The organism is Serratia sp. YWN4 (assembly GCF_055790845.1).
The window spans coordinates 2,475,676-2,498,790 of sequence record NZ_CM147696.1; the positions used below are offsets into that span (position 1 = coordinate 2,475,676).

Genomic DNA, 23,115 nt, shown 5'->3' on the forward strand with positions numbered 1-23,115 from the left:
CGCCGAGTGCGGGTTTTTTATTGGAAAAAATAAAATGCCGAATCCTTTTGTGCAACAAGGTTTTTTAAACAAGGTCAGAGGGTCGATTAAATTCACTCAATACCCCCAACTTAATATCTCAGCAGCATATTTGACGCAGGATGGTATTGATATCCAGTTCCAAGGTGATGCCGGGGTTTTACTGCCGACAATGACCGGGGGCGTTTCTTCCCCCAATCCCTACCAGATGATTAACGTGCAAATCCATTTGGTGCGATCCCAAGGTATGGCTCAACTGTTCAAAAATCAGATCGAAACCGACACGTTGCTTGGCGATGCGAAAATCTATTCCGATTCAACGGTGCTCGGTGATTTTTCAATTCGTAACGCAACAATTCGCTCGGCTGGTGACGTTAGTTTTTCTGGACGAGATCCGGCTTATCTTATTTCAATTTTTGGCATCTACGATACCAACGCCGCAATGTGGGAGCTGTAATGGAAATTTCACGCAAAATGAATCTGGTTGTTCCTGTTGAAACCGAAAGCGGCAACATTTACGTCCACGCAGTACCGATCTCCAAGGCCGTGTATCGAGAGCATTTCTTGACACTGGGAAAAGCCTTTGCAGCCATCTTTGGGCAGGGGCTAGGCGTCATTGCAGGACCACGAGTTGCCTACCTTATGCTCGAGCGCGTATCAAAAATTGATGGCGTATGGGAAGGGCCAAGCGGGGTGCAGAACACCCTTGTGCAGGAAATCATCAGGAATGCATCAGCGATAGTGCCGGTTGATGGTAAGGGCTGGGAGGAAATCCCGCTTGATGTGGCCATGGATCGCGGGATTGTCGATCCCGATGATGTGATGGGGGAAATAATTTTTTTTACATGCGTTTATGTGATCAACAAGCCAAGTCAGGTCACCGAACTCATGAAAGAAGTGAGTTCTCTCTGGAACAGTGCTTATACATCGCAAACTGCTATGGAGTGGGCAACATCGTTGCCGACATCGATCGCCAAAGAGAGTTCTGGCGAGACGGAGATCACCTCGTCAGTACCATCCTAGATTACCTTTGCAACGAAGGGATCGACGGTTTTATGCGGGCATTTAACTTTGAAGTCCGTACTGCTGCCGAGTTTCGCGAGTTGATGAAACACAAAAAGAGTATTTTCTAATGTCTGAAAGCTTACCTATCCTGACGATCCCCGTTGATAACGAACAACTGAAAGAAACGTTGTCACTCTATGAAAAACTCACAGTGGCAGCGGAAAGATACAACAGCAAATACGGCTCCCCCCTCGGAGGTGGCGGAAATAGCGGAAATAGTGGAAGTGGTGGAAATGGCGGCAATGCTGGCGGGGATAACGGTAACGGCTCTGATGACAGGGGCGGTGGCGGAAAAGGCTTTCTGAATAACGTCAACAAGCTGGCAAAGGGTACGGAAAAAAGTTTTGACCAGGTGAACAAGTCGCTTGATAAGACGGTTGGTAAGTTGAAAAGCCTGTTCGAGCAGTCGATCTCCTGGGGGCTTAAAATGTCCCTGCTGGGTACCGGTAGCGCGTTCGGCTACAACATGATTGCCAAGAACGCCGGTCGCCAGTTATCGGATGCGCAAGCCAACAAGATGACTACCGGGCAGAAGCAGGCAGCCCACAACATATACGGTAGCCGATTCAGTGATGTTGATAGCGTGATCCAGGGGCTTACGGATGCCCAGAGAATCGACTCACCCTACCGCCCCGGTATTATGTCACTCGGCCTGGATCCGAATGCCAGCCCAGGGAAAAACATGCCGCTGTATTACCAGAAAATCGCGGATATGGCGGCGCGTGATAACGGCTCTGGGTTGGCGTATGCAGAAATATCAAGATTAAGACTTGAGGGCATGACCAGTCTCAATGCCTTCAACCAGGTAGCAGCAAATCAGAAGGAAGTCACGGGCTATAACAGGCAATATGAGTCCGCATCGCAACGGTTGGAGATGTCGGAGAGTGTAGGGCGAGGCTTCCAGGATGTAAGTTCTACTTTAGGCACAAACACTGACTTGATGCTCAATTCGTTCATAACGGCGCTGGCGTCCCTGAATAAACCGATAGGAGACCTGTCTAATACTTTTACCCAAGCTGTTGACAGCTTTCTAAAAGGACCGAACGGAAAAGCGGTATTCGACACGCTCAAAGATGGCGTTGAGACATTCAGCGCCTGGATCAGCAACCCCGGTTTCCAATCCGACCTCAAAGGCTTCACAAAGGCTGTGGGTGACATAACCAGGGCTATAGGCCATGCAGTTACAAAGATAGCAGGGTGGGTGGGTGATGGCACCAGCGAGAAGGCTGACCCTACCACTATTAGGGGAGCCGCTTCTGATGCGTCAAACCCTTGGAGTATCAAAAGCATCGGCAATTGGGTTGGGAGTTTAGGGGAGAGAAACGGTAAATGGGCTCGGGATTATTTAAGAAGAAATGCCAACCTTGAGCTTAAGTGGTGGCAATTCCCTGATGAAATGAATGATGAACCTACTGACAATAGTCATAACGGGCCCGCGGAACCAGCTCAACATGCGCAGTCAGCACGGAAAAAACGCCCAGCAGCATGGCATGACTATTCTCAACTTGAAAGCCAGTACGGCCTACAGCAGAATTTCCTGAGCGCTGTCGAGCAGATAGAATCTAACGGTAACCCGTGGGCGATAGGCCCGATGACAAGAAAAGGGCAAGCCAAAGGTGCGTTTCAGTTTATGGATCCTACCGCTGCGGAAATGGGACTGCGTGGTGGTGAAGTGTTCGACAGGGAGAAAGCGGCAGAGGCATCGGCCAGATACTTCGCCAAGCTATCGAAAAAATATGACGGCGATCCGCTCATGATGGCGGCTGCTTACAATTGGGGCCAAGGCAATCTTGATAAGTATGGGCTGGCAGCGATGCCAGAAGAAACCCGCAATTACATCGAGAAGCTTAAGAAGTACATTCCTCAGATTGGTCAGAGTGAGCAACTAGCCAGGATCCAGCAGTCAAACACAGATAGCCGTGTTGTAGCTGGTGGCCAGCAAAACCGGTTAGTGATCGATGTTGCGCTGAACCAGGCTCCAGGTTCTGACATCAATGCGCAACTTCGCTCCAACATGCCACCGCCTATTATCATCCCGTTCTAAGGGGGGATCCGTGAATCTCTATGAAAATGCCTTTTCTCTGGCGTTCCAAAAGTCGCCGATTTTATTGGTGAATGGCATTGCTCAGTCTGTTCCTGGTGGGGTGTTACCGATCGCCGTGCTAACCGAAGGGGTTAGCGTGGTAAATGGGCTGCTGGGTGGTTCTGGTTTGAATGTGGATACTTTAACGACGAACTTCGAGCCAGCGGCAGGCGGGACGTTGGTTGTCAATGATATCGGGACGTATCCCTTCCTCAACCAGGCAACGGCAGCAAATGCCGTGATTAAAAAACCCAACAAAATCACGATGAATATGACAAGGCCGGCCACCACTACTAATGGGGGATACGTTGCCAAACCAGTGATGTTTACCACCTTAAAAGTCGCACTGGATAATCATACTGATTTAGGCGGGACTTATACCGTCATGACACCATCATTCATCTATGTTGGTTGCGTGTTACGCTCTTTGGTCGATCTATCTGGATTTAGTGAGCAGGTTAAACAAGTGCAATACAAATGGGCGTTTGAATTTGAACAGCCGCTACTTTATGTGTCACAACTTGAGGCCGTCATGGGGAACTTGATGAGCAAGTTCGCCAATGGGGTTCCATCACCATCAGGGCTAAGTTGGTCTGGAGTAACTCAATCCATTTCGAGCCTGTTCCCATCATGACTACATATACGCAATTTGCCCCAACTAATAATTCACCGTTTCGTTTTACTACCACTGTAGGGACAGAGACCCTGTTTATTTCAGTGCCGTTTAACTTGTATTCCAATCGGTACTATATCCATGCAACTGATACCAATAATAATACGGTGATTTACACACCACTGATTGCATCACCAGACGATTCAAATATTAATCTCGCATTGCCTTACGCTCCGGGTTCATTGGTATATAGGGCGAGCACAAGCAATTTTGAGGCCACGTAATGCGCTATTACCGTATAGAAATTACTGATAAAAATAATAAGCCGTTCAAAGATGCAAGCGGTAATAATATAGGTCCGTGGGACAGTTCAACTAACCCAGGCGGAGCACTGCAGATCACTCTGGATGCACCAACGTTTGGGTCAGACATGATGGCCGGAGGGGCAATGCTGACCGTCTATGGCCTGCCAATTTCCATGCTTCAACAAGCCGTAAATCTTCACTTGGCTAAGATTACCATTTACGGAGGTTTTACCAAGGGCCTTCCTTTAGCAACGCCATCACCATCAACATTGCTGCTGAAAGGTGTTGTCTACTCCCCTTATGGAAATTGGCAGGGTATTTACCAGACATTGAATCTCCCAATATGGCCGATAGAGGTCACTGATGATGCTGGGAAACCTCTCAACATTACGATGGATGGCAAACAAGGTGAAAAGCTTAGCGATGTTATCATTCGAGCGTTGAGCATCACTTTTAGTGAAAAGAATAAAGAGTTGAAAATCAACGTCAATATCCATCAAAACCTCGTGCTTTATGAAGATTGGAAAGCTGTTTTCAGAAGCGTTTTTGAAATGGCGCAAATGCTGAAAAGGGTCACTCCGGGCATGTTAGGAGGACTGGCCTTCTCTGGTGTGAATGTGGCCATACAAAAAAACCAGATTAACGTTTTCGACAGCTCTAAAGAAAAATCGCCTATCTCTATACAAGCCAAGGATTTGATAGGGCAACCAACATGGCTTGAGGCACAGCGAATATCGATCAAAACCAGCATGCGTGCGGATATTCAGGTGGGTGATTGGGTAAGGTTGCCATTTGATGCCATAGGCCAAAACTCTATTCTGGCCGTCGGTAATCAGATGGGGCAGTACTCGGAGAAGCAACGCCTCAGCTTCTCAGGGACTTATGAGGTTATGGGAATGCGACATATCGGCGACTACCGAAGTGGATCAGAAGATGCCTGGGTAACCGTCTTTGAAGCCGTTCCAAGATTAAAGGATGTGACTGAACGATGAGCAATGCACAAAAAATATCATTCGCTAAATCGCTTGCTGAATATAGCCAGTCGGCCATAAACAGTAATGATAACTTGGACGGTAAGGGATTTCCTTGCCACGTTACAGCCGTTTCAGGTTCGATAGTTACTGTTAAATTTGATGTGTTACCTGGTGATTACAACTTGCCTGAGGTGACAATCCCTGTATTTGGGCCGGAGTACATCCGTTATCCGATAAAGATCGGGGATAAAGGGGTTACAGTTCCTCTCAGCGTATCCATACGCAATGTAAGTGGCCTTGGTGTCGGCTTGCCGGATGTGAGCACACCACCGTCGATGACGGCGTTATTTTTCATGCCGGTCGGGAATATTGGTTGGGAAGGAGCAGACCCGGATCAGGTAACAATTTACGGACCCAAAGGTGTCCTTTTGCAGACAACGGGTAAGGATTCGTCTGTCAATATCGAACAGGGCAAGATCACGATAAAGGCCGAGCATATCTATCTGAATGGCATTATTCATCTTAACGGGCAGATAGTGCAGGATGCTGACCAGATGCAAAGTGGCACAACCGCCAAGCTCATTGGTCCGCTGCATGTAGAGAGCGACACTACAGCGGGTAACATCAGCCTGATGAATCACAAGCACAGTGTGAATAATGTCGAACCTGGCAATGCGACCAGAATTTCGGAGAAACCACAATGAGAACTTGGGGGCGCATTGAAGAAAGCGGCATAAAGAAATGGGTTGCCGTCGAGTCGGATGCCAACGGAGATTTTTCCTATGGCTGGATCACTACCTTAATCCAAACGCTCAAGCTTAGCCTAGGCGAATCACCGTTCTATGCCCAGTTCGGTATACCTGCTCAACAATCCATCGTTGAGCAGGTATACCCAGATTACTATGTAAATATGGTTCAGCAGCAATTCAGTAGGTACTTTGCATCATTATCTATCCGAAAAGTATCGGGTGCCAAAAACCCCACATACGACATTGCGATCACCACCTTGACCGGGGCGTCTATTCGGCAACAAATAGCTGTGTGATCTGCTGCATGGAATTGTTAAGCGATGGTGATATGATCGTAATTCATTTAAACTAATGGAATGGTGTAATGAAAATACTGGCATATTTGGTTATGAAGGTTCTTTGGGTGGCGTGCATAGTTATTACCCTACTAGGATCCCTATATGCTTTCACCATCATGGACAAAGCAGAAACCGTGATGCATCAAATCTACGCGCTTTCATTTTCTATAACTTTTGCAATTGTTCCATATTGCCTATGTCGGGCTGTGCAAATGGTTCTAAAATATGAAAACTTCATAGACATTGAAAGGTTAGAGAAAGAAAAGAAAACAGCAGAAGTCAAAACGGAGTAAATTGCAATAGAGTGTCTGATTTTAGCGGCTAAAATATCAACGCTATTAGCCTGATTTACAAATTTTATAAAACCCAACCGGCCACTGAGCCGGTTTTTTATTGGAAAAATTTCATGTCAGACTTCCCAGTAGTTGTAACTCAGGCTGGGGCACAACCGACCCCACCACAGCAATTGCTTGAAAAACTCATCACCTTAGTTTCTTCTCAGGTGCCCGGATACACAGCAAACCTTCCCCCAGGATTGATAACTGACATGGCTGGTACTGCCACTGGTGCGGTAGCTCTTATCGATAGTGCCATGGTGGATCTAATCAACTCCGTCACCCCCTATGGTGCCAACATCCCTTTATTGAACCAGTTGGGTGGGATTTATGGCGTACAGCGCGGAATTGGTTCTAACACGTCCGTGTCAGTGGTTTTCATCGGCTCTCCAGGATTTGTGGTGCCACGTGGATTTATCATATCGGACGGTAACTATCAGTACGCCGTACAGAATAATAGCGTTATCCCTGCCAATGGGCAGAGCACATCGGTTTACTGTCTTGCTGTCGCACCTGGTAACTGGGCCGTTCCTGCGGGTACAGTGACGCAGCTCATCACCTCCGTACCGGTGGGAATTAATTTATCGGTAACCAACATTTACGAAGGTGTACCAGGACTTGATGCACAAAACAACGAGGATTATCGATCACAGGTGATGCAGGCTGGCATGTTCGCCGTGCAGGGAACGCCTGATGCACTCAGAACCGCGCTGTCTAATGTGTCGGGTGTACACCCTAACTTGGTTTCATATCGACAAATTTCTGTGGGGATCTGGGCTGTCATCGTCGGCGGTGGTGATCCCTATGAGGTGGCCAGGGCCATTTATGAATCGATACCCGACACTTCAGTCTTGACTGTTGATGTGAATAATCCGTCCGGTCATGTCCCGGCCAGCGAAACGGTGACGATTCTCGATTATCCTGACTACTACAAAATCCCTTTTATTATCCCATCGTCACAAAGTGTTGATGTAATCATCACGTGGAACACCAGGAATTACAACGTAGTTGATCCGCGTGTGATTTCCGAGCTTTCCGTGACCGCAATTGTTAATTACATAAATTCAATATCAGTCGGAACGCCGATAAATATCTACCAATTGCAAAGCATTTTTCAACAATCCATCTTATCGGTGATTAGTGTTGACCAAATATCGCTGATTAAAATATCGGTGGCAATTGATGGTAGTGTTGTAGAGCCAGACCCTAATACAGGATTAATTTCTGGCGATTACTATAAATATTTTACTACTGACGCATCACACATGACGGTGCAAAAATATGATGGAACAAATTGAGCAAAAGATAATCCCCGCATATCCATTTGTACAATATAACGACGATGAAAATATAGTGGCTTTCTTTGATGCTTACAACACGATAGCGCAAAGTTACCTCGATTATTTTAATGCGCTTTATCTTCCTTGTTGGACATCAGATAAAATAACGGGATATCTGCTTGATTGGATAGCGCTTGGGATTTATGGGCAGACGCGGCCAACTCTGGAGCTATCTAAAGGGCAAAATCAGAAGGGCGATTATAATACCGTCGAATATGATGCAATCCCGTATGCTAGCTTATCGGGCTATGTTCCTGGTCAATACTATTACGCATCGGATGATTTATTCAAAAGAATATTGACATGGAATTTTTACAAGGGTGATGGTTTTCAGTTTTCCACACCTTGGTTAAAAAGGCGTATTGCTCGATTTATTCATGGGAAAAATGGCATTGACCCGAAATTGCAAAATACATTCGATATTAGCGTAACGACACAAAATGGCATTTACTCCATAAAGCTACCAGATTACGGGGATGGAGTATCAAAATCATTGGCGTCGGCAATAGAGCAGGGTTTTGTTAAATTGCCATTCATTTACACCTACGACATAGTGGTATTATCATGAATCTTGGGTTTGGAAATAACATCAGGTCTACTTTGGCCGCTGATATTAACGCGACGCAAACCACAATAACAGTTATGCCGGGAACGGGGGCGCAGTTTGCAAAAACATTACTGCCAGATGCCGACCTGGTTAACCCATCGGTAGATGGCACATATTATTCAAAGCTGACCCTCACTGATGCCCAAGAAACTGTTTTCGAAATTTGCCATCTTGTATCTGTTAATCAGGATACGTTGACGGTTATTCGTGGGCAGGAGGGAACATTTGCAAAGGGGTGGTCGCTGGGTGATGTTGCTTCAAACTTTGCAACGCGTGGCTCTGAGAACAATTTTGTTCAGATTGAAGATTTGCAAAATGGTAGGTTTTTATCAGCCAATGCCGGTGGCACTGAGAACGGATTAACAATATCCATTCCATCAACATTCTATATTAACGGAATTAGTACGTTTAATCTTCGTCAGCCACTAACCATTTTTCCAAAGAAAAATAATACAGGCCCCTGCACCTTACAGCTTACCGTATCTGGTATGGTTGTAGGTACATTTTCCATCGTTAAAGGCAATATGATTCTATTGCAAGAAGGGGATATCATCAATGGATTACCATTGTTGGTAACATTCTCTGTTGAGATGAATTCATTTCTTGCGATTAACCCAGGGACTGGAATTAGTGGTGATGCTTTTACGGGCCCATTAAATTTTTTAACCGGTGGTGTTCTCAAATCAACAAAAGAATTCATTTTCAATAATGATGATTCATCTTGGTATTACTGGACTGGCGACTACGGACTAACGGGTAAGATTGTTCCACCAAATTCAACGCCAGAAACTACAGGGGGAACAGGTTCAGGGAAGTGGCAAAGTGTTAGTGATGTTGTTTTGAGGTCCAATCTGGCATCTCCGAGGGACGGATTTGGCGACGCTCTTGTTACTGTTGAGCAGCCAATAGCAGGAGCTGTCCCACGAACTCAACACGATAAAAACCGTGATTCTCTGACTTCTGGTGATACCGGTGCGGCCGGGGATGGCGTGACGATCGATACTGGTGCACTGCAAGCGTTAGCTAATGCAAATGCCAATTTTACGATTACAGAAGGGGTGTACCTGATGAACGGTCCGCTCACTTTTCTTGAGCGGAACAGCAATAATAACGACCCTCAGTTCACGATGTCTATTTTTGCAGAAGGGGCAGTATTGCGCGCAGCCCCTGGGTATACAGGCCCATTGCTAAATATTTTAGCTTGCAAGCGATTCAGGCTGCATGGCTTGCGTGTGGAAGGATTGGTTAATATTTCCGGACTCTGGTATTCTGAAATAAACGGTTGTCATTTCGATGAGACTCTATTTGGAATTGATACACTGCACCCCGGATTTAAGCAAGCATACTGGAATACATTTAATAACACACGTTTCAGTGATACTGAAATACTGTTAAGTAATGGGCGGGATTTTAACGCAAATGATTTTGTTGGTTGCATTATCGGTCAAAACGTTGGATTGACGCTCACTGGAACAGGAAACATTCAGGCGTTCAAAATGTTCGGCGGTGAGTTTAGAAAGACTCTTAATGTACGTAACGATTTAACAAAGACAAACGCAATACAAAACAGCATTACATTCAATGCTGTTTATTTTGATACTGTTAATGATTTCATGGACATGAAAGGGCTACAAGTCGATACAGATGCAAACTGCGTTATGGCTAACGGCTGGAGCGTGGATGGGCAGAAAACCGAGAACTCTGGCACATATATGTCTGTCAGTAACAACGGTTATCGTGCTGAATATAGAGTCCCAATAACACCAAGCAACATAATGATTGGTGGCGATTTTAGCATATACCCGTCAGGTTCAACTCTACCCAGTGGCGTTTATGGTGGCAATAATGGGTTTTCTGTTGCTGTTAAGCAGAAAAACATATCATTAGTTGCTACTGGCGTTACATTTCCAAAGTTTTCAATATTTACTGAGGAAATACGCTTTGACTCATGGATAAGCTTTTGTGCGATTTACAGAAAAAAAACCGATACACAAATAGGTGTACGTGTCGAAAATATAACTCAAGGCACTAGCCATTTTGGCACACTTGGAGACACTAGCACGGTTAGAGGCTGGTATGTGAACGGGTCTTTTTCTATTCGTGCGAAAGCTGGTGATGTTCTTGCTATCGTGTTCTATGGTGGGGCGGGATTAGTTGGCGGTGATTTTATCGACATCATATCTGTAGGGGCCAGTTACGGCGTAATATCCACGTTGCCGGGTAAAACAGAGCATCCATTAAAGCCTTTGATCATGTATGGCAGCGCTCCACCAACTTCTGGCGATCATCTTGTTGGAGATAGGGTCATAAATATTGCTCCTGTGCCAAGCGGTTATGAGGGCTGGGCTTGTGTGGCAAGCGGATATCCTGGTGTGTGGAAAGCCTATGGATTAATTAGTAATTAAGGGGTCTAGAAATGACATTTAAACTAACGCAAAAAAAAGTAGCCAGCATTACTATTGATGGTGTTAGCGTTGGGTCACAAGAGCACATAATTGAAACAACTGTTGATATTATCGATGTGACTATCAATGCATCGTGTAGCGGAGTTGTATACATTAGAAAATCAATGGACAGCACACAGAGTGGAGAGGGTTCATATCCATTTCTGTACGATCCTAACGGCGGGAATATTTTTAAACAAGCTGAAAATCAACTATTGATGCTTGATGAGTTTTCGGGAGCCACTCGCATCTGACAGCCACCACTTGCCGGGAGAAATTCCGGCAAGCTGTCCTGAGATCTATCACCATGTTACTCTGAGCGAAAAAAAATAAATGGAGTCATCTATGGATCTGGACGAAGAAAGAAGCGGGATGATCGCTGCGGAAATTGGGGCGGTAGTTGTTGAGCTGGTTTATCGTGGACAGCTCGTTGACAGGATGGCGATCGTAAATGAACTGGAATCGAAGCGTAGGGCGGTGGGTAACACGCTTCACAAAGGTGTACTGCGGGATGCTGCGGCTCTGGTGCGAGGTAATGATGACCGGTCACGTTAAATTGTAGATTCAGGAGAAAATTTCTTTCTGCAAAACCCAACTGCAACTACCGCCAATCAAGGCTCACTAATGCCGATTTTTAGCGATATGAATTAGCAAGTAATTTATATTAATCAATTAGTTATGATGGGGCAAGCATATGATGCTGCGTCATATGGGCTGGTTCGAAGCGGCTGACCTGATTGTTAAGGGCATGGAAGGCGCAATCGCTGCCAAGACCGTGACCTATGACTTCGAACGCCTGATGGAAGGCGCTAAGCTGCTGAAATGCTCAGAGTTTGGCGACGCTATCGTTAAACACATGTAAGGGTGTTTTAGCGTTAAATGATTACGGGAGCTTATGGCTCCCGTCTGTTTTTCCCCCTCCCAAAATTCTTCTGCAAAACGGTATGAAAAGTGAGCTATTTTCATCCTCCCACATCCTACACGCTGCGCATCAAAGGTAAGCCGGTGCGGATTTATGCCGTAAACATTCCGGTTACTGGCGTGACTTTGGATAAGGCCACAACCTCTTTGGCTTTCGGTACCAGTCTCACGTTAACCCCAACGATCGCACCAGCCTCAGCGACCAATCGTGGGTTAACGTGGACATTCTCTGCGCCGAGTAATGTCATGGTATCCAATAAAGGCGTTATCACCGGCCTTGCTGCGGGCACCTCAACGATCACCATTAAGACCACGGACGGCGGGGAAACCGCTACGTGTGTCGTGACTGTCACAGCCTAATAGGAGCATTACCAAATGGTAGGAAAAAAACTGAATCTTAAGGCGTTGCCGGTCGAAGAATGGGAAGGGGCCACTGTGATTTTGCGTGAGTCCTCTCCGGAAAGCTGGGGGCTCTGGCTGATTAACTTACTGCGCTATGAGTGGGTAGTTAAGTTGGTAGGGTTTTGCCAATCAGTTGATCCCTGCTACGATATTCTCACACCAAATAAAGAAAGGGGATTTTATGTATTACGGGGATTCAAGTGAGTTTGCCGTTGCATTTTTATACTTTGTAATTTCATCATTTATTATCTTTTTCATAATTAGATATGCAGTTATGGCTAAGCAAATAATAATGGAATTAAAGAGTATTAACGAAAGTCAAGAAAAGCAGTTGAAAATAATGTCTGCAATTCTTGATGATTACTTAACTAGAAAATCAGAGCAAAGACGCGAATGAATGCTTCATGTTCATTGTAGTGATTTCCTAAGATTAATTTTGCTATAAATGAACTAATTTACTCTGGTAAGAAAGCATGTGTTAATTAACAGCCCGCCGCGTGCGCTGAGGGATCCCCATAAACCAGCACCATATTTCGGTATGTTCTGGTGAGGTGATTAAGAACGGTGCTTAGCACCGTTCAGACTGCTGACAAAGCCAGATATTAGGGAGAGCGTGCCGAAGGGGGCGTAGCGGCGTAAGCCGCCGGAGCGCCCCTCGGTGCGCTAGGCCCGAGTATCTCTGGCTTAAAAAACCACTTTGTCATCAACCTCAACGGTGCTCAGCACCGTTCGCCTTAAAATTAGCGGGGAGTGTCGTAAGACATTCTCCGCTAACGTCAGATACGAGATAACACGCCGTGATTTAATGCTGTTGGCCTGACACCTCAGATGGAGTCCTTTGTTTTCAGTATGATAGCCAATAAGCCACAGGACTATTGTGCTCAACGTTGCCAGCAGGCTCAGGACCAGCATTCTTCCCGCTGAACGACTGTAACTGGCACGCAGAACGAACCTGAAGCGTTCGCTTTTCTCATCCCGGAAGTTCTACTCGATCTGCATTCGACGACTGTACAACTTCATGATTTCACGTGGTTTGAGGTCATCTGTACTGCTGAAGAGCAGCCACGACTCTTTTGCTGCTTTACGGGCATCACTGATCTGTGATTTATGCAGGATCCAACACCTGCTGTGCGTAACTACCCTCTGGCCCAGGTGAAAACTTTTATTGCCATATTCTCTCCGGGTATAAAAAAAATGCACTTAGACGGTTCAAGGTTTAACTGCGAGATAGATTATAGTTAAATCGTATTTAAATCGCATTTATATTGAGGTTTTTGAGATAAAGACTTATTATCTAATCATCCAAAGCGGATAGCTCTTCAACAAAAATGGGGAAACGATGGTTACGGTTCAGTGGACGAAAAAAGCGCTCAAACAGTTGCTTTCAATCGACACAAGATACCGCAAAGCCATCAGTGAGAAGGTTAATCAGCTCGAAGCCTTTCCCACCGTAACGCTAGATATCAAGAAGCTCCAAGTGACTGATAAGCAATACAGGTTAAGGGTCGGGGACTACCGAATAATCTTCGAAATCACTGAGGGTGAACCGGTTATCTGCGAGATTACCGCAGTTAAGCGCAGGTCATCGACAACATACTAAGGCGGGGAAACCTGCCCTTTCCCCTGAGCGCTACGCCTGAGTTCACACTGGAGTAAACGAAAATGACCGTGCAAATTATCCGTAACGATAAAGGCGAACCACAATATGCCGTGGTGCCATATGCCGAATACGAAAACCTGATCAACGCAAAGGATGAATGGGAAGATGTGCCTTATGTGCCATCAAAAAATGATGATGTGACTATCCCTAACGCGGTCGTCAATATCATGGTTAGCCAAGATGTTTCTATCCTGGCTGCCTGGCGTATCTATCGTGACCTGTCTCAGTACGATGTCGCGGAGAAACTCGGCACAACACAATCAACAGTTTCACAATGGGAGGCGTCAGATCGCCCTCAGAAGCGTACTCGTGAAAAACTGGCTGCGCTGTATGATTGCCAGCCTGAGCAGTTGATCCCGTAATGCCCCATTCACTGATAGCAAAAACCCGCCGGACTGCGGGTTATCAGTACCACAAGATTTTCGTCGTGATTATTTTCGGTTATTTAAGTTCCATAACGTGGTACCGGGCTTTTGCATCTCTTCTGTGCCAGCACTGAGCATAGCCCTGCCGAACATCTTGTTTATCAGACTGGGCCTGCCAGAGTTATAGGGAGGCGACGACCAACATAACCGAACCGCCGTATACGGACCCGTATGTACGGCGGTGTGGGAATCTGGCAGTAATAGGCTGTGTAATATCGAAAAGGGCTATTGTAAAGGAATGACGATAATTATCCGTGAAAATGAAATAAAAAAATATATACCCGATTAACTTGAAGACGCTTGCTTTAGCACCTGAAAATTGTCATTCAGCCGGGACGATAATGAATCCGCCATCTCAGGGAGCGTTGTCGTAAAAAAGTTAAAAATAGCCGTTCGGAAATCAGGCTTACTGGCAAAGTAACGGTTGTTCCTTGCACATTCGTGCATCAACTTCCATAACCGTTCTATGGGATTTAGATTGGGGCTGTAAGGTGGCAGGGAATGCAATTTTATATTGCAGACAAATGCCCAATCTTTGACCAGGTTTGTTTTGTTATACCCCGCTCCATCCAGAATAATATGAATTGGTTGATTATAGTCGGGATAACATGTTCTTATCTCATTGAAAAATAGACAGATAGTGTATTCATTAATCGTTTCGTAATCATGAATGACTGGATGGGCAGCATCATTCAGATCCAGAGCGCCCAGAATGTTCATCCGAGTACGGCTTCCTGTTGTTTCAACAGTCTTTTTTTCCCCCTTTTTTATCCAGCCGAAGCTCAGTTTTGTCGCCTGAGTCGGATGTACTGCATCCAGAAAAAGGATCGGTTCACCTCTCGTGGCAACTTTTAATTCTTCATAATATTCAATGAACTGTTGCTGTTTCTCTTCGCTGAATTTATGGGGTACGCCTGAGGGTTTCTTATAGCTGAAGCCGTGCCGGTGCAGCCATTTGTTCATTCCTGGGACGCTGTATATGACACCCCTTAATGATCCCCTCATTTTTAGAGACTCAAATAATTCCAAGTGTGCGGGTATATAACCGATGCTGCAATGATCCCCTCATTTTTAGAGACTCAAATAATTCCAAGTGTGCGGGTATATAACCGATGCTGCCTCAGGTAATAAGTAAACTTCTCCATCAACAACGTCGCGTAGGCTTCTTTCATTTTAGGCAGCAACTGATAGTAGATGACACCCTGTCGGAAAAATGAATACGTTCGGCTTTTGCTGGTATTGACCTTGATCGTTCGTTCCAGACCCACGCTGTCACCCGCCTTGCCCAGCAGCGTCAACAGGACTATCGCCAGCGCACTGAACAGAAATAATCGGTCGCGTCGTGCCGGATTTTTGACACGAACCTGACCCATTCCCATGCCAAATCTGTAGTCCTTGATGTCCCGAAAACTGCTCTCGATACCCCAGCGCTGACCATACAGACTCAAGGCCTTGGCAGCGCTCAAATCGACGCGATTACTCGCCAGAAACCACGGCTCTTTCATACCGCTCTTGTGACAGCAATAGACCCGCTCGACCCGCTGTCGTTGCCCGGTAAGCTCCACCTCTTTGAGCGTGCGAGTTCGCCCGGTCGGGGTAAGCCATTCAGTCGCCGGCACCTGAGCCATACCTGGGTAGCCAACGAGAATATTGCTTTTAAAACGAATGATATAGGCAAAACCCAACTCTTGTTCAAGACGTTCAAACAACGCCATATAACCGAAGCCACGGTCCGCCACGACGGTGACAAAAACCCCTTGCGGCAAGGTCTTCCTGAGCTTGGTTAACAGCGCCTTTTCATGAGCGTTGCGTTGCCCTTTGAGCAAGGATTTCTGGTGGGTTTTCCACAGGAGCGGCGTGTTGCGTCCATGGTTGGTTTGCAAGCTGATAACCAGGGTGCTGTGGTCATCAGTATCAAACTCAGTCCAATCCATGGAGACGACGATGTCAGTACGTTCAGCCACCACATAGGGAACCCAGTCATCAAACAGGCTCCAGACGTTTAGTTTAGTGTTGGTGAGCAGTCTATCAACCTGCTTGACGGCGTGCTTTCGCTCAAGGCCGCTTGCCAAAGAGAGCCCATTGCCAATTGCATGGATGGCCAATGAGCCCGACTCAATCACCCCGTGGGTTGCATTGGCGAGCGACAATACACGCTTGGCATGCATGTCCTGCCCGAATATGTCATCAATGTGGTTAAGGATTATTTCGTGGTTAAGCATGGAGATTGTCTGCTCGTTATTAGCGGGTCAATAACGGAGATCATACCTCAGAAGCCGTACCATGCCTCACTCATATGAGGGGATAGCTAAGATGACACCCCATTTTTGTGCCACGTAGGCCACAATCTGGACAGTATGATGGAATAAATGTTGAGTTAAGTGGCTGATAAGCTGTTCGGTTTTTTCTGCGCTGAGCATGCCATCAGAGCCACCATTTTCGGGTTTCAATTTCCCTTTATTCAGATATTCACTGATATGGTGGTCAACAGTGGTCTGATGCAGGCGCAGAGCCTGAGCAATCATGACCGAACTCCAACCTTCGGAGGCGAGAAGGACGGCTTTAATACGATCGCAAACGTGTTTGTCCCGGCTGGAATCATGCCGGCGTTCGAGTTCGATTTTTTGCTCAGCGGTGATAAATATCTTCATGGGATGAAAGCATGATCCTCTTCATCAACAAAATCAAGCATCTTCAATGATGACAGGTATAGAATGGCAATAAGGTATGGAGATGGTGTGAGTATTGAACCAACAACCCAAATATAAAAAAACCGCTTCGGCGGTTTTTTTATCAGGTTAATGTGAATATTATTTGAAGTATTTATCTAGCGGATCGAAGTATCGGTATTTCCGGTAGAACGCAAACCAGTAAGCAAACCCCATTAAACTTCCAACAGCAGAAAGTTTAAGGTAGATTATTTTCCGCTGCTCAAAAAAGTCAAAGAATGAATATTCACCTTTCCACATATCAGTCAGAGCTCCACCAAAAACCAGCCCCATAATCATGTAAATGAAAGGGACAGCAACAGCATAAGCCGCTGTTAGATAGATGAGTATGAAGAGCTTGTGTTTCGTATTGATGTGCATGTAAGAAAAACCGTTGCTTGCAATATTATCGATAATATAACACCCAACCCCTTCAATGTCTGGGGTTTTTTTACAACTTGGGAAGTGCACCGTCCTTACGTAATCTGTACCAGGATGCGGCTGCGCCAAGAATCAAAAACGCGCACCGGAACCGATTCCAATCGTCGCACTTGAAACCCCTGAACTGCCACCTGAAATCGAAGCTGAAACGCATCCAGCCAGCATGGCGACTAAAACGGTACATATAATAATCTTCATAGAGCCTCTTTGCATCGGCAGATGGTATACGATCAGTAAAGGTGGTTGACGACGTTTGTGCAATAGCGCGGGCAAGAATGTGGGATAACCGAGTGTGCTGACACAATCTGGAGCTGTTTTGCATAAGGTGGATATCGTTGAACAACGTTGAAATATTTTTCAGAATTTAATTCTTTGTTATTGCGGGTTAGGCAGTTCATAAAACCAGAAAAAAGAGGTTTCTCCACGTTCGGTTAAAAAATTCTCAGGGAAGATAGATAGCGTAACAGCAGGAAGTTCTGACATGGCGCTTGCTGACTTTTGTAGAAAGGTGAAGTCACCATTGTTCTAAATTCAATCGACGGTCTTAACAGCGTGAAGAGCCTCTATGGGTACAGCCAAAGCCCCCCGGAAGGGAAGTTCGGCTACTTTTGTTCGCATCGAGTATCAAAAAATTTCCGGCTTAGCCCACCAGTGTATAAACCATTCAGCCAGATTGGCGATGTATAAAATACTCAGGATCGTCGCAATGACGAGGAGAGTGGGGATTATATAATGTTTCATAACACTGTCCTGCTTTTAGCGATCCTGACTTCTGCGCCGTAGGTTAACTAGGGATTTAACATGGAGCAAGTTGTGCCACGGTGATCTGAGCCTGCGGGGTCAGTGAAAAGCGGCAAACGGCGGGATATGAGGTAATGAAAACTCTTGATGAGCGGTAGTGCTGGCAAGATATTTTGACAAAAGACGTTATGAATAATGTCTTTAATTTTCGTTCTTACGGAAATAATGCCCACAGTGAGGGCAGATCATGGTGATGTTCTTGTTAAGCTTCTGGCGATTCTGTGGCGAAACTTTAGAGCATTTTGGGCAAGTGACATTGGCTGATGATGTATCACTAAACATCTTGAAGGCATCAAGGAGGGACATATCTTTCACCGGGTAGATGTGTGGTGAAGGCAGTGTACTCTGTTCGGTGACTGATAGCTCACTATTGTTCAATGCGCAGAGTGGAACCGTGAACTTTGCCGGATTCTGCTGAAATTAAAAGGAATAGTGTCAGTTGGAAGTGTAAGGAAAAAAAGCCCCTACAAAAGTGAGGGGCAAGTATAACAACACCAGGGAAATCGGTGATTTTTAATCTGCCAGTACTATATGATTTTTGAGACGATAGTTCATCAAAATATCGATGCAATATTGCATCATAATGATGAGTATTTCCGTATGAAACCGCCTGCAATCATAACATTGACTGATTATTGATCATCTTGTCGATTGTTTAATCGAACTAATGTGAAGTGCTCCGTACTTAAACCCCAATCCGATCGCGCAATGTGTAGTAGGCGGCGCCAATCGCGGTGAACGGGATTTGCAGATTACGTCCGCCAAAGAATGGCAGGTGCGGCAATTTGGCAAAAGCATCGAAGCGTTCGGCATCGCCGCGCATTAATTCTGCAATCAGTTTGCCCGCCAGATGGGTACAGGTTACGCCGTGGCCGCTGTAACCCTGCATATAGTAGATATTATTTTCCAACCGGCCGAACTGCGGCATGCGCGACAGCGTCAGCAGGAAATTGCCGGTCCAGCGATAATCAATGCGCACCCCTTTTAGCTGTGGGAAGGTTTTCAGCAGTTTGGGGCGGATAAGATTATCGATATCGTCAGGATCGCGCGCACCGTAAACCACGCCACCGCCGTAAAGCAGGCGGTTATCACCGGTGAGACGGTAATAATCCAGCAGGTAGTTGCAGTCTTCCACGCAATAGTTCTGCGGGATCAACGAGGCTGCGACTTCCGGGGCCAGCGGTTCGGTGGCCACCACCTGGGTGCCGCACGGCATACTGCGTTTGGCCAAGCGGGGTTCCAGTTTGTCACCCAAATAGGCGTTACCGGCGACGATGACATAGCGCGCGGTCACTTGCCCGTTAGCGGTGCTGACCAGTGCAGGCTCACCGTGGCGGATGTTGGTCACCGCCGATTGTTCGAAGATCCGGCCACCCTGTTGGCGAATAGCTTCGGCTTCGCCCAGCGCCAGGTTGAGCGGATGAATATGACCACCGCTGCGATCGAGCAATGCGCCGACGTAGCGATCGCTGGCGATTTCCTGGCGGACGCGTTCGCTGTCCAGCAGCTCAAGCTGCGTATTGCCGTAACGTTCCCAGTTTTGTTTCTGCTCGATCAGCGCGTGATATTGCTTGTTGTTGAGTGCGGCAAAAATACCGCCTGGGCGATAATCACATTCGATGGCGTAATGTTCGATGCGGCTGCGGATAATGTCGGCCCCTTCAAACATCATGCTGCCCAGCACGCGAGCGCTTTCTGCCCCGTAGCGCGCTTCAATCACATCAATATCGCGGCTGTAGGAGTTGACCAACTGCCCGCCGTTGCGGCCGCTGGCGCCGAAACCGATGCGTGCGGATTCCAGCAGCACCACGTTGTAGCCCGCCTCCACCAGGAACAGCGCTGAAGACAGGCCGGTATAGCCGCCACCAACGATACAAACGTCACATTCGATCGATTCATTCAACTGCGGATAAGGCTGATGGGCATTGGCCGTCGCCGCATAATAACTTTTTACGTGTTCGGTCATGATTCGGTCCTTATTCCAGAGAAATCCAGGTGGTTTTCAGTTCGGTAAATTTATCCAGCGCATGCAATGACTTGTCGCGCCCGTTGCCACTTTGCTTGTAGCCGCCGAAGGGCACGGTCATATCGCCGTCGTTGTAGTTGTTAACGAACACGGTGCCCGCTTTCAACTGGCGTGCCATGCGATGTGCGCGGGAGAGATCGCGGGTCCAGATGGCGGCTCCTAACCCGTATTCGCTGTCATTGGCCAGTTCCAAAGCCTGCTGTTCACCGTTGAAGGGGGTCACTGCCAGCACCGGGCCGAAGATTTCGTCGCGCGCTACGCTCATGGCGTTGTCCACTTGGGTAAGAATGGTCGGGCCGAGATAGCTTTGCTGGTGGCCTTGAGAGTGCTCGCGGCCATCCAGGAACAGGGCGGCTCCTTGCTCCAGCCCCTGCTCAATATAGCCAACTACCTTTTCGCAGTGTCCATGGTCGATCAGCGTCCCCATAATGGTCTGCGGATCGAGTGGGTTACCGGGCTCGAAGGCCGCGGCATGCTTGCGCAGCGCCTGGAGGAATTCCTGCTGGATGCTTTCTTCCACCAGCAAACGCGTACCGGCAATGCACACCTGGCCTTGGTTGTAGAAGATACCGGCGGCGGCACCCTGTGCGGCTTTATCCAGGTTTGGGCAGTCGGCGAAGATGATGTTGGCGCTTTTGCCGCCAGCCTCCAGCCAGACGCGCTTCATATTGGATTCACCGGCATATTTCATCAGTTGCTTCGCCACTAGGGTGGAGCCGGTGAAGGCGAGAGCATCAACGTCATGGTGCAGCGCCAGCGCTTTCCCGGCATCATGCCCATAACCTGGCACGATGTTCAGCACGCCGTCCGGCAGCCCGGCCTGTTGCGCTAAAGCAGCCAGATAGACCGCTGTCAGCGGTGATTTCTCGGAAGGTTTCAATACCACGCTGTTACCGGCCGCCAGCGCCGGGCCCAGTTTCCAGCAGGCCAGCAGCAGCGGGAAGTTCCAGGGCACAATGGCACCCACTACGCCGATCGGCTCCCGCTGGATCAGCGCCAACGCGTCGTTACCGGTGGGGGCGATTTCGCCATAAACTTTATCGATGGCTTCTGCGTACCAGCGGATGCAGCGAATGGCACCGGGAACGTCATCACGCAGGCTGTGGCGGATCGGTTTGCCGGTGTCCAGCGTTTCCAGCAGCGCCAACTGCTCATGGTGTTCTTCCATTAGCACCGCCAGTTTCAATAGCGTAGCCTTGCGCTGGCCGGGTGCCGCCTGCGACCAGTCGCCATGTTCGAATACCTCGCGGGCGGCGTTCACCGCCAGATCGATATCCACTTGACCACCGCGTGCCATTTGCACCAGTTCGCGTTGGGCGGCAGGATCTTCCACGGCGAAGGTTTCGCCAGCGGCGGCTTGTTGGTAGCGGCCATTGATAAACAGCCGGTTTTCAATCTTCAGGGTCTGTGCCCGTTGTTGCCAATACTGTAGATGGTGGAAATCCATACCTTGCTCCGTTAATCAGAAGGTGGTCGGCGTGTGGGCGCTGATAATCCGGCACACCCGCGCCGACGTGTTGCTGAAACTATGGGGAATACCGGTATTGATGGTGTAGCTCTGGCCTGCTTGCAGGTGATAGGTCTGCCCATTGACCTGTAGCATGACTTCGCCTTCCAGCAGGGTGCCGATCTCTTCCCCCTGATGTTTGAGACGTTCACCGGTGGTGGTTCCCGGCTCATAGGTTTCGATCATCATCGCCAGCGTGCGTTCGGGGTCACCGTTATGGATCAGTTTCATCGAAACCCCTTGGCTGCCGATTTCAATCAGGTCTTCATGATTGATGACGATCCGTGGTTCATCCGGTTGCTCCGGCTCGGCGAAAAAAGCCGATAGTGACAGCCCATACACCGTCAGTAACTTTTGTAGCGTACTGATGGCCGGGCTGACTTTGTCCTGTTCAATGGTGCTGATAGCGCTGTGCGTTAATCCAGACAGTTCGGCGACCCGGCGCTGCGACAAGCCTAATTGCTGGCGGATCTGCGACAAGCGTTTCCCCGGTGCCAAGCTGACATCGCTCATAGGCGTTTTTCCTTCTGATAATTCTGGCAAGCGGTAATGAATCCATCAAATAGCAGGCGGGATAGCGCATATTCATCACTGTTCCATTCCGGGTGCCACTGCACGCCCAGCGCAAACGGCTGATCGCGGATGCTGATGGCTTCCACCAGCCCATCGGCGGCATGCGCCTCAATGCGCACGCTGGGGCCGAGCGTTTTAGCCCCTTGGCCGTGCAGTGAGTTCACCCAGAATTTGTTGCAATCCGGCAGCAACTGCGCCAGCAAGCCACCATCCTGAACAATCACCTCATGCGCGGGAGCATATTGCTGTTCCAGCGGCAGATCGTGATCTTCCCGGTGCTCAAGCAATTCGGGCAGTTCATACAGGCGGCGATGCAGGGTGCCTTGGGTGGCGACCACCATCTCCTGCATACCGCGGCAAATGGCGAAAAGGGGAATGCGCCTGTTGAGCGCCAGGCGGATCAGCGCCAGGCTCAATTCATCTCGCCCAGGATCGGCGTCAGGCTCATCGCCGTTTTCACCATAAAGGTGCGGCTGCACATTACTGGGGCTGCCCGGCAGCAGGATGCCGTCGAGATGTGGCAGCAATTCTTCCAGCATTTCCGGCTCTGCCAGCGCGTGTGGCAGGGCGACAGGCAACCCGCCAGCGGTCAAAACCGCATTCAGGTACTTTTCTTGCAAGGTCTGTGTGAGGTGTTGGTTTAACCTATACCTGCACATCACAATACCGATGAGTGGTCTGTTAAATATATTGCCCATGCTATCCCCTTAATGTGTTCGAAATTATGACCGTTATGCCAAAATATCGCCTTTTTTGTTCAATATTAACTAAATCTAGCAG

General features: G+C 47.8%; 24 protein-coding genes and 4 pseudogenes. 18 read left to right on the forward strand and 10 right to left on the reverse strand.

The annotated features are described in order from the left end of the window. The first annotated feature begins 34 nt into the window (after positions 1–34). From ACX9GT_RS11785 to ACX9GT_RS11860, 16 genes and pseudogenes are all read left to right on the forward strand, one after another. Positions 35–475 carry a hypothetical protein gene (locus tag ACX9GT_RS11785; RefSeq protein ID WP_473191236.1) on the forward strand — a complete coding sequence of 147 codons (441 nt, stop codon included), beginning with the start codon at positions 35–37 and terminating at the stop codon, positions 473–475. After that, positions 475–1,041, forward strand: coding sequence for a hypothetical protein (locus tag ACX9GT_RS11790; RefSeq protein WP_473191237.1), 567 nt, complete (start codon positions 475–477; stop codon positions 1,039–1,041). Before ACX9GT_RS11785 ends, ACX9GT_RS11790 begins: the two co-directional genes overlap by 1 nt. 109 nt (positions 1,042–1,150) lie before the next feature. Beyond that, complete coding sequence (locus ACX9GT_RS11795) at positions 1,151–3,127, forward strand: lytic transglycosylase domain-containing protein (RefSeq protein WP_473191238.1); 1,977 nt, start codon at positions 1,151–1,153, stop codon at positions 3,125–3,127. A gap of 10 nt (positions 3,128–3,137) precedes the next feature. Next, positions 3,138–3,800, forward strand: a complete 663-nt coding sequence (locus ACX9GT_RS11800) for a hypothetical protein (protein ID WP_473191239.1) — start codon at positions 3,138–3,140, stop codon at positions 3,798–3,800. Positions 3,801–4,062: 262 nt separating this feature from the next. Next, positions 4,063–5,076, forward strand: a complete 1,014-nt coding sequence (locus ACX9GT_RS11805; RefSeq protein ID WP_473191240.1) for a hypothetical protein — start codon at positions 4,063–4,065, stop codon at positions 5,074–5,076. Then, entirely contained in the window at positions 5,073–5,762 is a 690-nt protein-coding gene (locus ACX9GT_RS11810) for a phage baseplate protein (protein WP_473191241.1), read from the forward strand. The genes ACX9GT_RS11805 and ACX9GT_RS11810 overlap by 4 nt, the downstream gene beginning before the upstream one ends. Continuing rightward, a complete protein-coding gene (locus ACX9GT_RS11815) occupies positions 5,759–6,103 on the forward strand; it encodes a hypothetical protein (protein ID WP_473191242.1) in 345 nt (114 codons plus the stop codon). Before ACX9GT_RS11810 ends, ACX9GT_RS11815 begins: the two co-directional genes overlap by 4 nt. Positions 6,104–6,171: 68 nt before the next feature. Next, on the forward strand, positions 6,172–6,438 hold the full coding sequence (locus ACX9GT_RS11820) for a hypothetical protein (protein ID WP_473191243.1): 267 nt from the start codon (positions 6,172–6,174) through the stop codon (positions 6,436–6,438). A 113-nt stretch (positions 6,439–6,551) separates the two neighbouring features. Beyond that, entirely contained in the window at positions 6,552–7,778 is a 1,227-nt protein-coding gene (locus tag ACX9GT_RS11825; protein WP_473191244.1) for a baseplate J/gp47 family protein, read from the forward strand. After that, complete coding sequence (locus tag ACX9GT_RS11830; protein ID WP_473191566.1) at positions 7,765–8,388, forward strand: hypothetical protein; 624 nt, start codon at positions 7,765–7,767, stop codon at positions 8,386–8,388. The genes ACX9GT_RS11825 and ACX9GT_RS11830 overlap by 14 nt, the downstream gene beginning before the upstream one ends. Beyond that, a complete protein-coding gene (locus ACX9GT_RS11835) occupies positions 8,385–10,832 on the forward strand; it encodes a tail fiber/spike domain-containing protein (protein ID WP_473191245.1) in 2,448 nt (815 codons plus the stop codon). The genes ACX9GT_RS11830 and ACX9GT_RS11835 overlap by 4 nt, the downstream gene beginning before the upstream one ends. 11 nt (positions 10,833–10,843) lie before the next feature. Next, entirely contained in the window at positions 10,844–11,125 is a 282-nt protein-coding gene (locus ACX9GT_RS11840) for a hypothetical protein (protein WP_473191246.1), read from the forward strand. 91 nt (positions 11,126–11,216) lie between these two features. After that, complete coding sequence (locus ACX9GT_RS11845) at positions 11,217–11,426, forward strand: hypothetical protein (protein ID WP_473191247.1); 210 nt, start codon at positions 11,217–11,219, stop codon at positions 11,424–11,426. A gap of 139 nt (positions 11,427–11,565) precedes the next feature. After that, a pseudogene (locus tag ACX9GT_RS11850) lies at positions 11,566–11,733 on the forward strand (isocitrate/isopropylmalate family dehydrogenase); the annotation flags it as partial. 179 nt (positions 11,734–11,912) lie between these two features. Further along, positions 11,913–12,152: an Ig-like domain-containing protein gene (locus ACX9GT_RS11855; RefSeq protein WP_473191567.1), complete on the forward strand. Its 240-nt coding sequence runs from the start codon at positions 11,913–11,915 to the stop codon at positions 12,150–12,152. A gap of 15 nt (positions 12,153–12,167) precedes the next feature. Further along, positions 12,168–12,398: a hypothetical protein gene (locus ACX9GT_RS11860; RefSeq protein ID WP_473191248.1), complete on the forward strand. Its 231-nt coding sequence runs from the start codon at positions 12,168–12,170 to the stop codon at positions 12,396–12,398. 480 nt (positions 12,399–12,878) lie between these two features. Here the strand turns inward: ACX9GT_RS11860 and ACX9GT_RS11865 are convergent. Further along, a pseudogene (locus ACX9GT_RS11865) lies at positions 12,879–13,277 on the reverse strand (transposase); the annotation flags it as partial. Between the two features lie 256 nt (positions 13,278–13,533). Between ACX9GT_RS11865 and ACX9GT_RS11870 the strand changes: the two are divergent. Together ACX9GT_RS11870 and ACX9GT_RS11875 are read left to right on the forward strand one after the other, a co-directional pair. Next, positions 13,534–13,794: a type II toxin-antitoxin system RelE family toxin gene (locus ACX9GT_RS11870; protein ID WP_473191249.1), complete on the forward strand. Its 261-nt coding sequence runs from the start codon at positions 13,534–13,536 to the stop codon at positions 13,792–13,794. A gap of 62 nt (positions 13,795–13,856) precedes the next feature. Then, positions 13,857–14,216 carry a helix-turn-helix domain-containing protein gene (locus tag ACX9GT_RS11875; protein ID WP_473191250.1) on the forward strand — a complete coding sequence of 120 codons (360 nt, stop codon included), beginning with the start codon at positions 13,857–13,859 and terminating at the stop codon, positions 14,214–14,216. Positions 14,217–14,564: 348 nt separating this feature from the next. On the opposite strand, the pseudogene ACX9GT_RS11880 reads toward ACX9GT_RS11875, so the two are convergent. The 9 genes and pseudogenes from ACX9GT_RS11880 to puuD form a co-directional block, all read right to left on the reverse strand. Then, a pseudogene (locus ACX9GT_RS11880) lies at positions 14,565–15,254 on the reverse strand (IS630 family transposase); the annotation flags it as partial. 104 nt (positions 15,255–15,358) lie between these two features. Further along, a complete protein-coding gene (locus ACX9GT_RS11885; protein WP_473187570.1) occupies positions 15,359–16,501 on the reverse strand; it encodes an IS4 family transposase in 1,143 nt (380 codons plus the stop codon). A gap of 78 nt (positions 16,502–16,579) precedes the next feature. After that, positions 16,580–16,930 (reverse strand): annotated as a pseudogene (locus ACX9GT_RS11890) (helix-turn-helix domain-containing protein); the annotation flags it as partial. Positions 16,931–17,089: 159 nt separating this feature from the next. Further along, positions 17,090–17,497: a hypothetical protein gene (locus tag ACX9GT_RS11895; protein WP_473191251.1), complete on the reverse strand. Its 408-nt coding sequence runs from the start codon at positions 17,495–17,497 to the stop codon at positions 17,090–17,092. 873 nt (positions 17,498–18,370) lie between these two features. After that, positions 18,371–18,535: a YnfU family zinc-binding protein gene (locus tag ACX9GT_RS11900; protein ID WP_459398702.1), complete on the reverse strand. Its 165-nt coding sequence runs from the start codon at positions 18,533–18,535 to the stop codon at positions 18,371–18,373. A gap of 379 nt (positions 18,536–18,914) precedes the next feature. Further along, positions 18,915–20,195, reverse strand: coding sequence for an NAD(P)/FAD-dependent oxidoreductase (locus ACX9GT_RS11905; RefSeq protein WP_473191252.1), 1,281 nt, complete (start codon positions 20,193–20,195; stop codon positions 18,915–18,917). Between the two features lie 10 nt (positions 20,196–20,205). Continuing rightward, positions 20,206–21,702: an aldehyde dehydrogenase PuuC gene (gene puuC, locus ACX9GT_RS11910; RefSeq protein WP_473191253.1), complete on the reverse strand. Its 1,497-nt coding sequence runs from the start codon at positions 21,700–21,702 to the stop codon at positions 20,206–20,208. 15 nt (positions 21,703–21,717) lie between these two features. After that, the gene (gene puuR, locus ACX9GT_RS11915; protein WP_459398699.1) at positions 21,718–22,275 is read right to left on the reverse strand and encodes an HTH-type transcriptional regulator PuuR; all 558 of its coding nucleotides are present in this window, start codon (positions 22,273–22,275) and stop codon (positions 21,718–21,720) included. Next, a complete protein-coding gene (gene puuD / locus ACX9GT_RS11920; protein WP_473191254.1) occupies positions 22,272–23,033 on the reverse strand; it encodes a gamma-glutamyl-gamma-aminobutyrate hydrolase in 762 nt (253 codons plus the stop codon). Before puuD ends, puuR begins: the two co-directional genes overlap by 4 nt. Positions 23,034–23,115 lie beyond the last annotated feature (82 nt).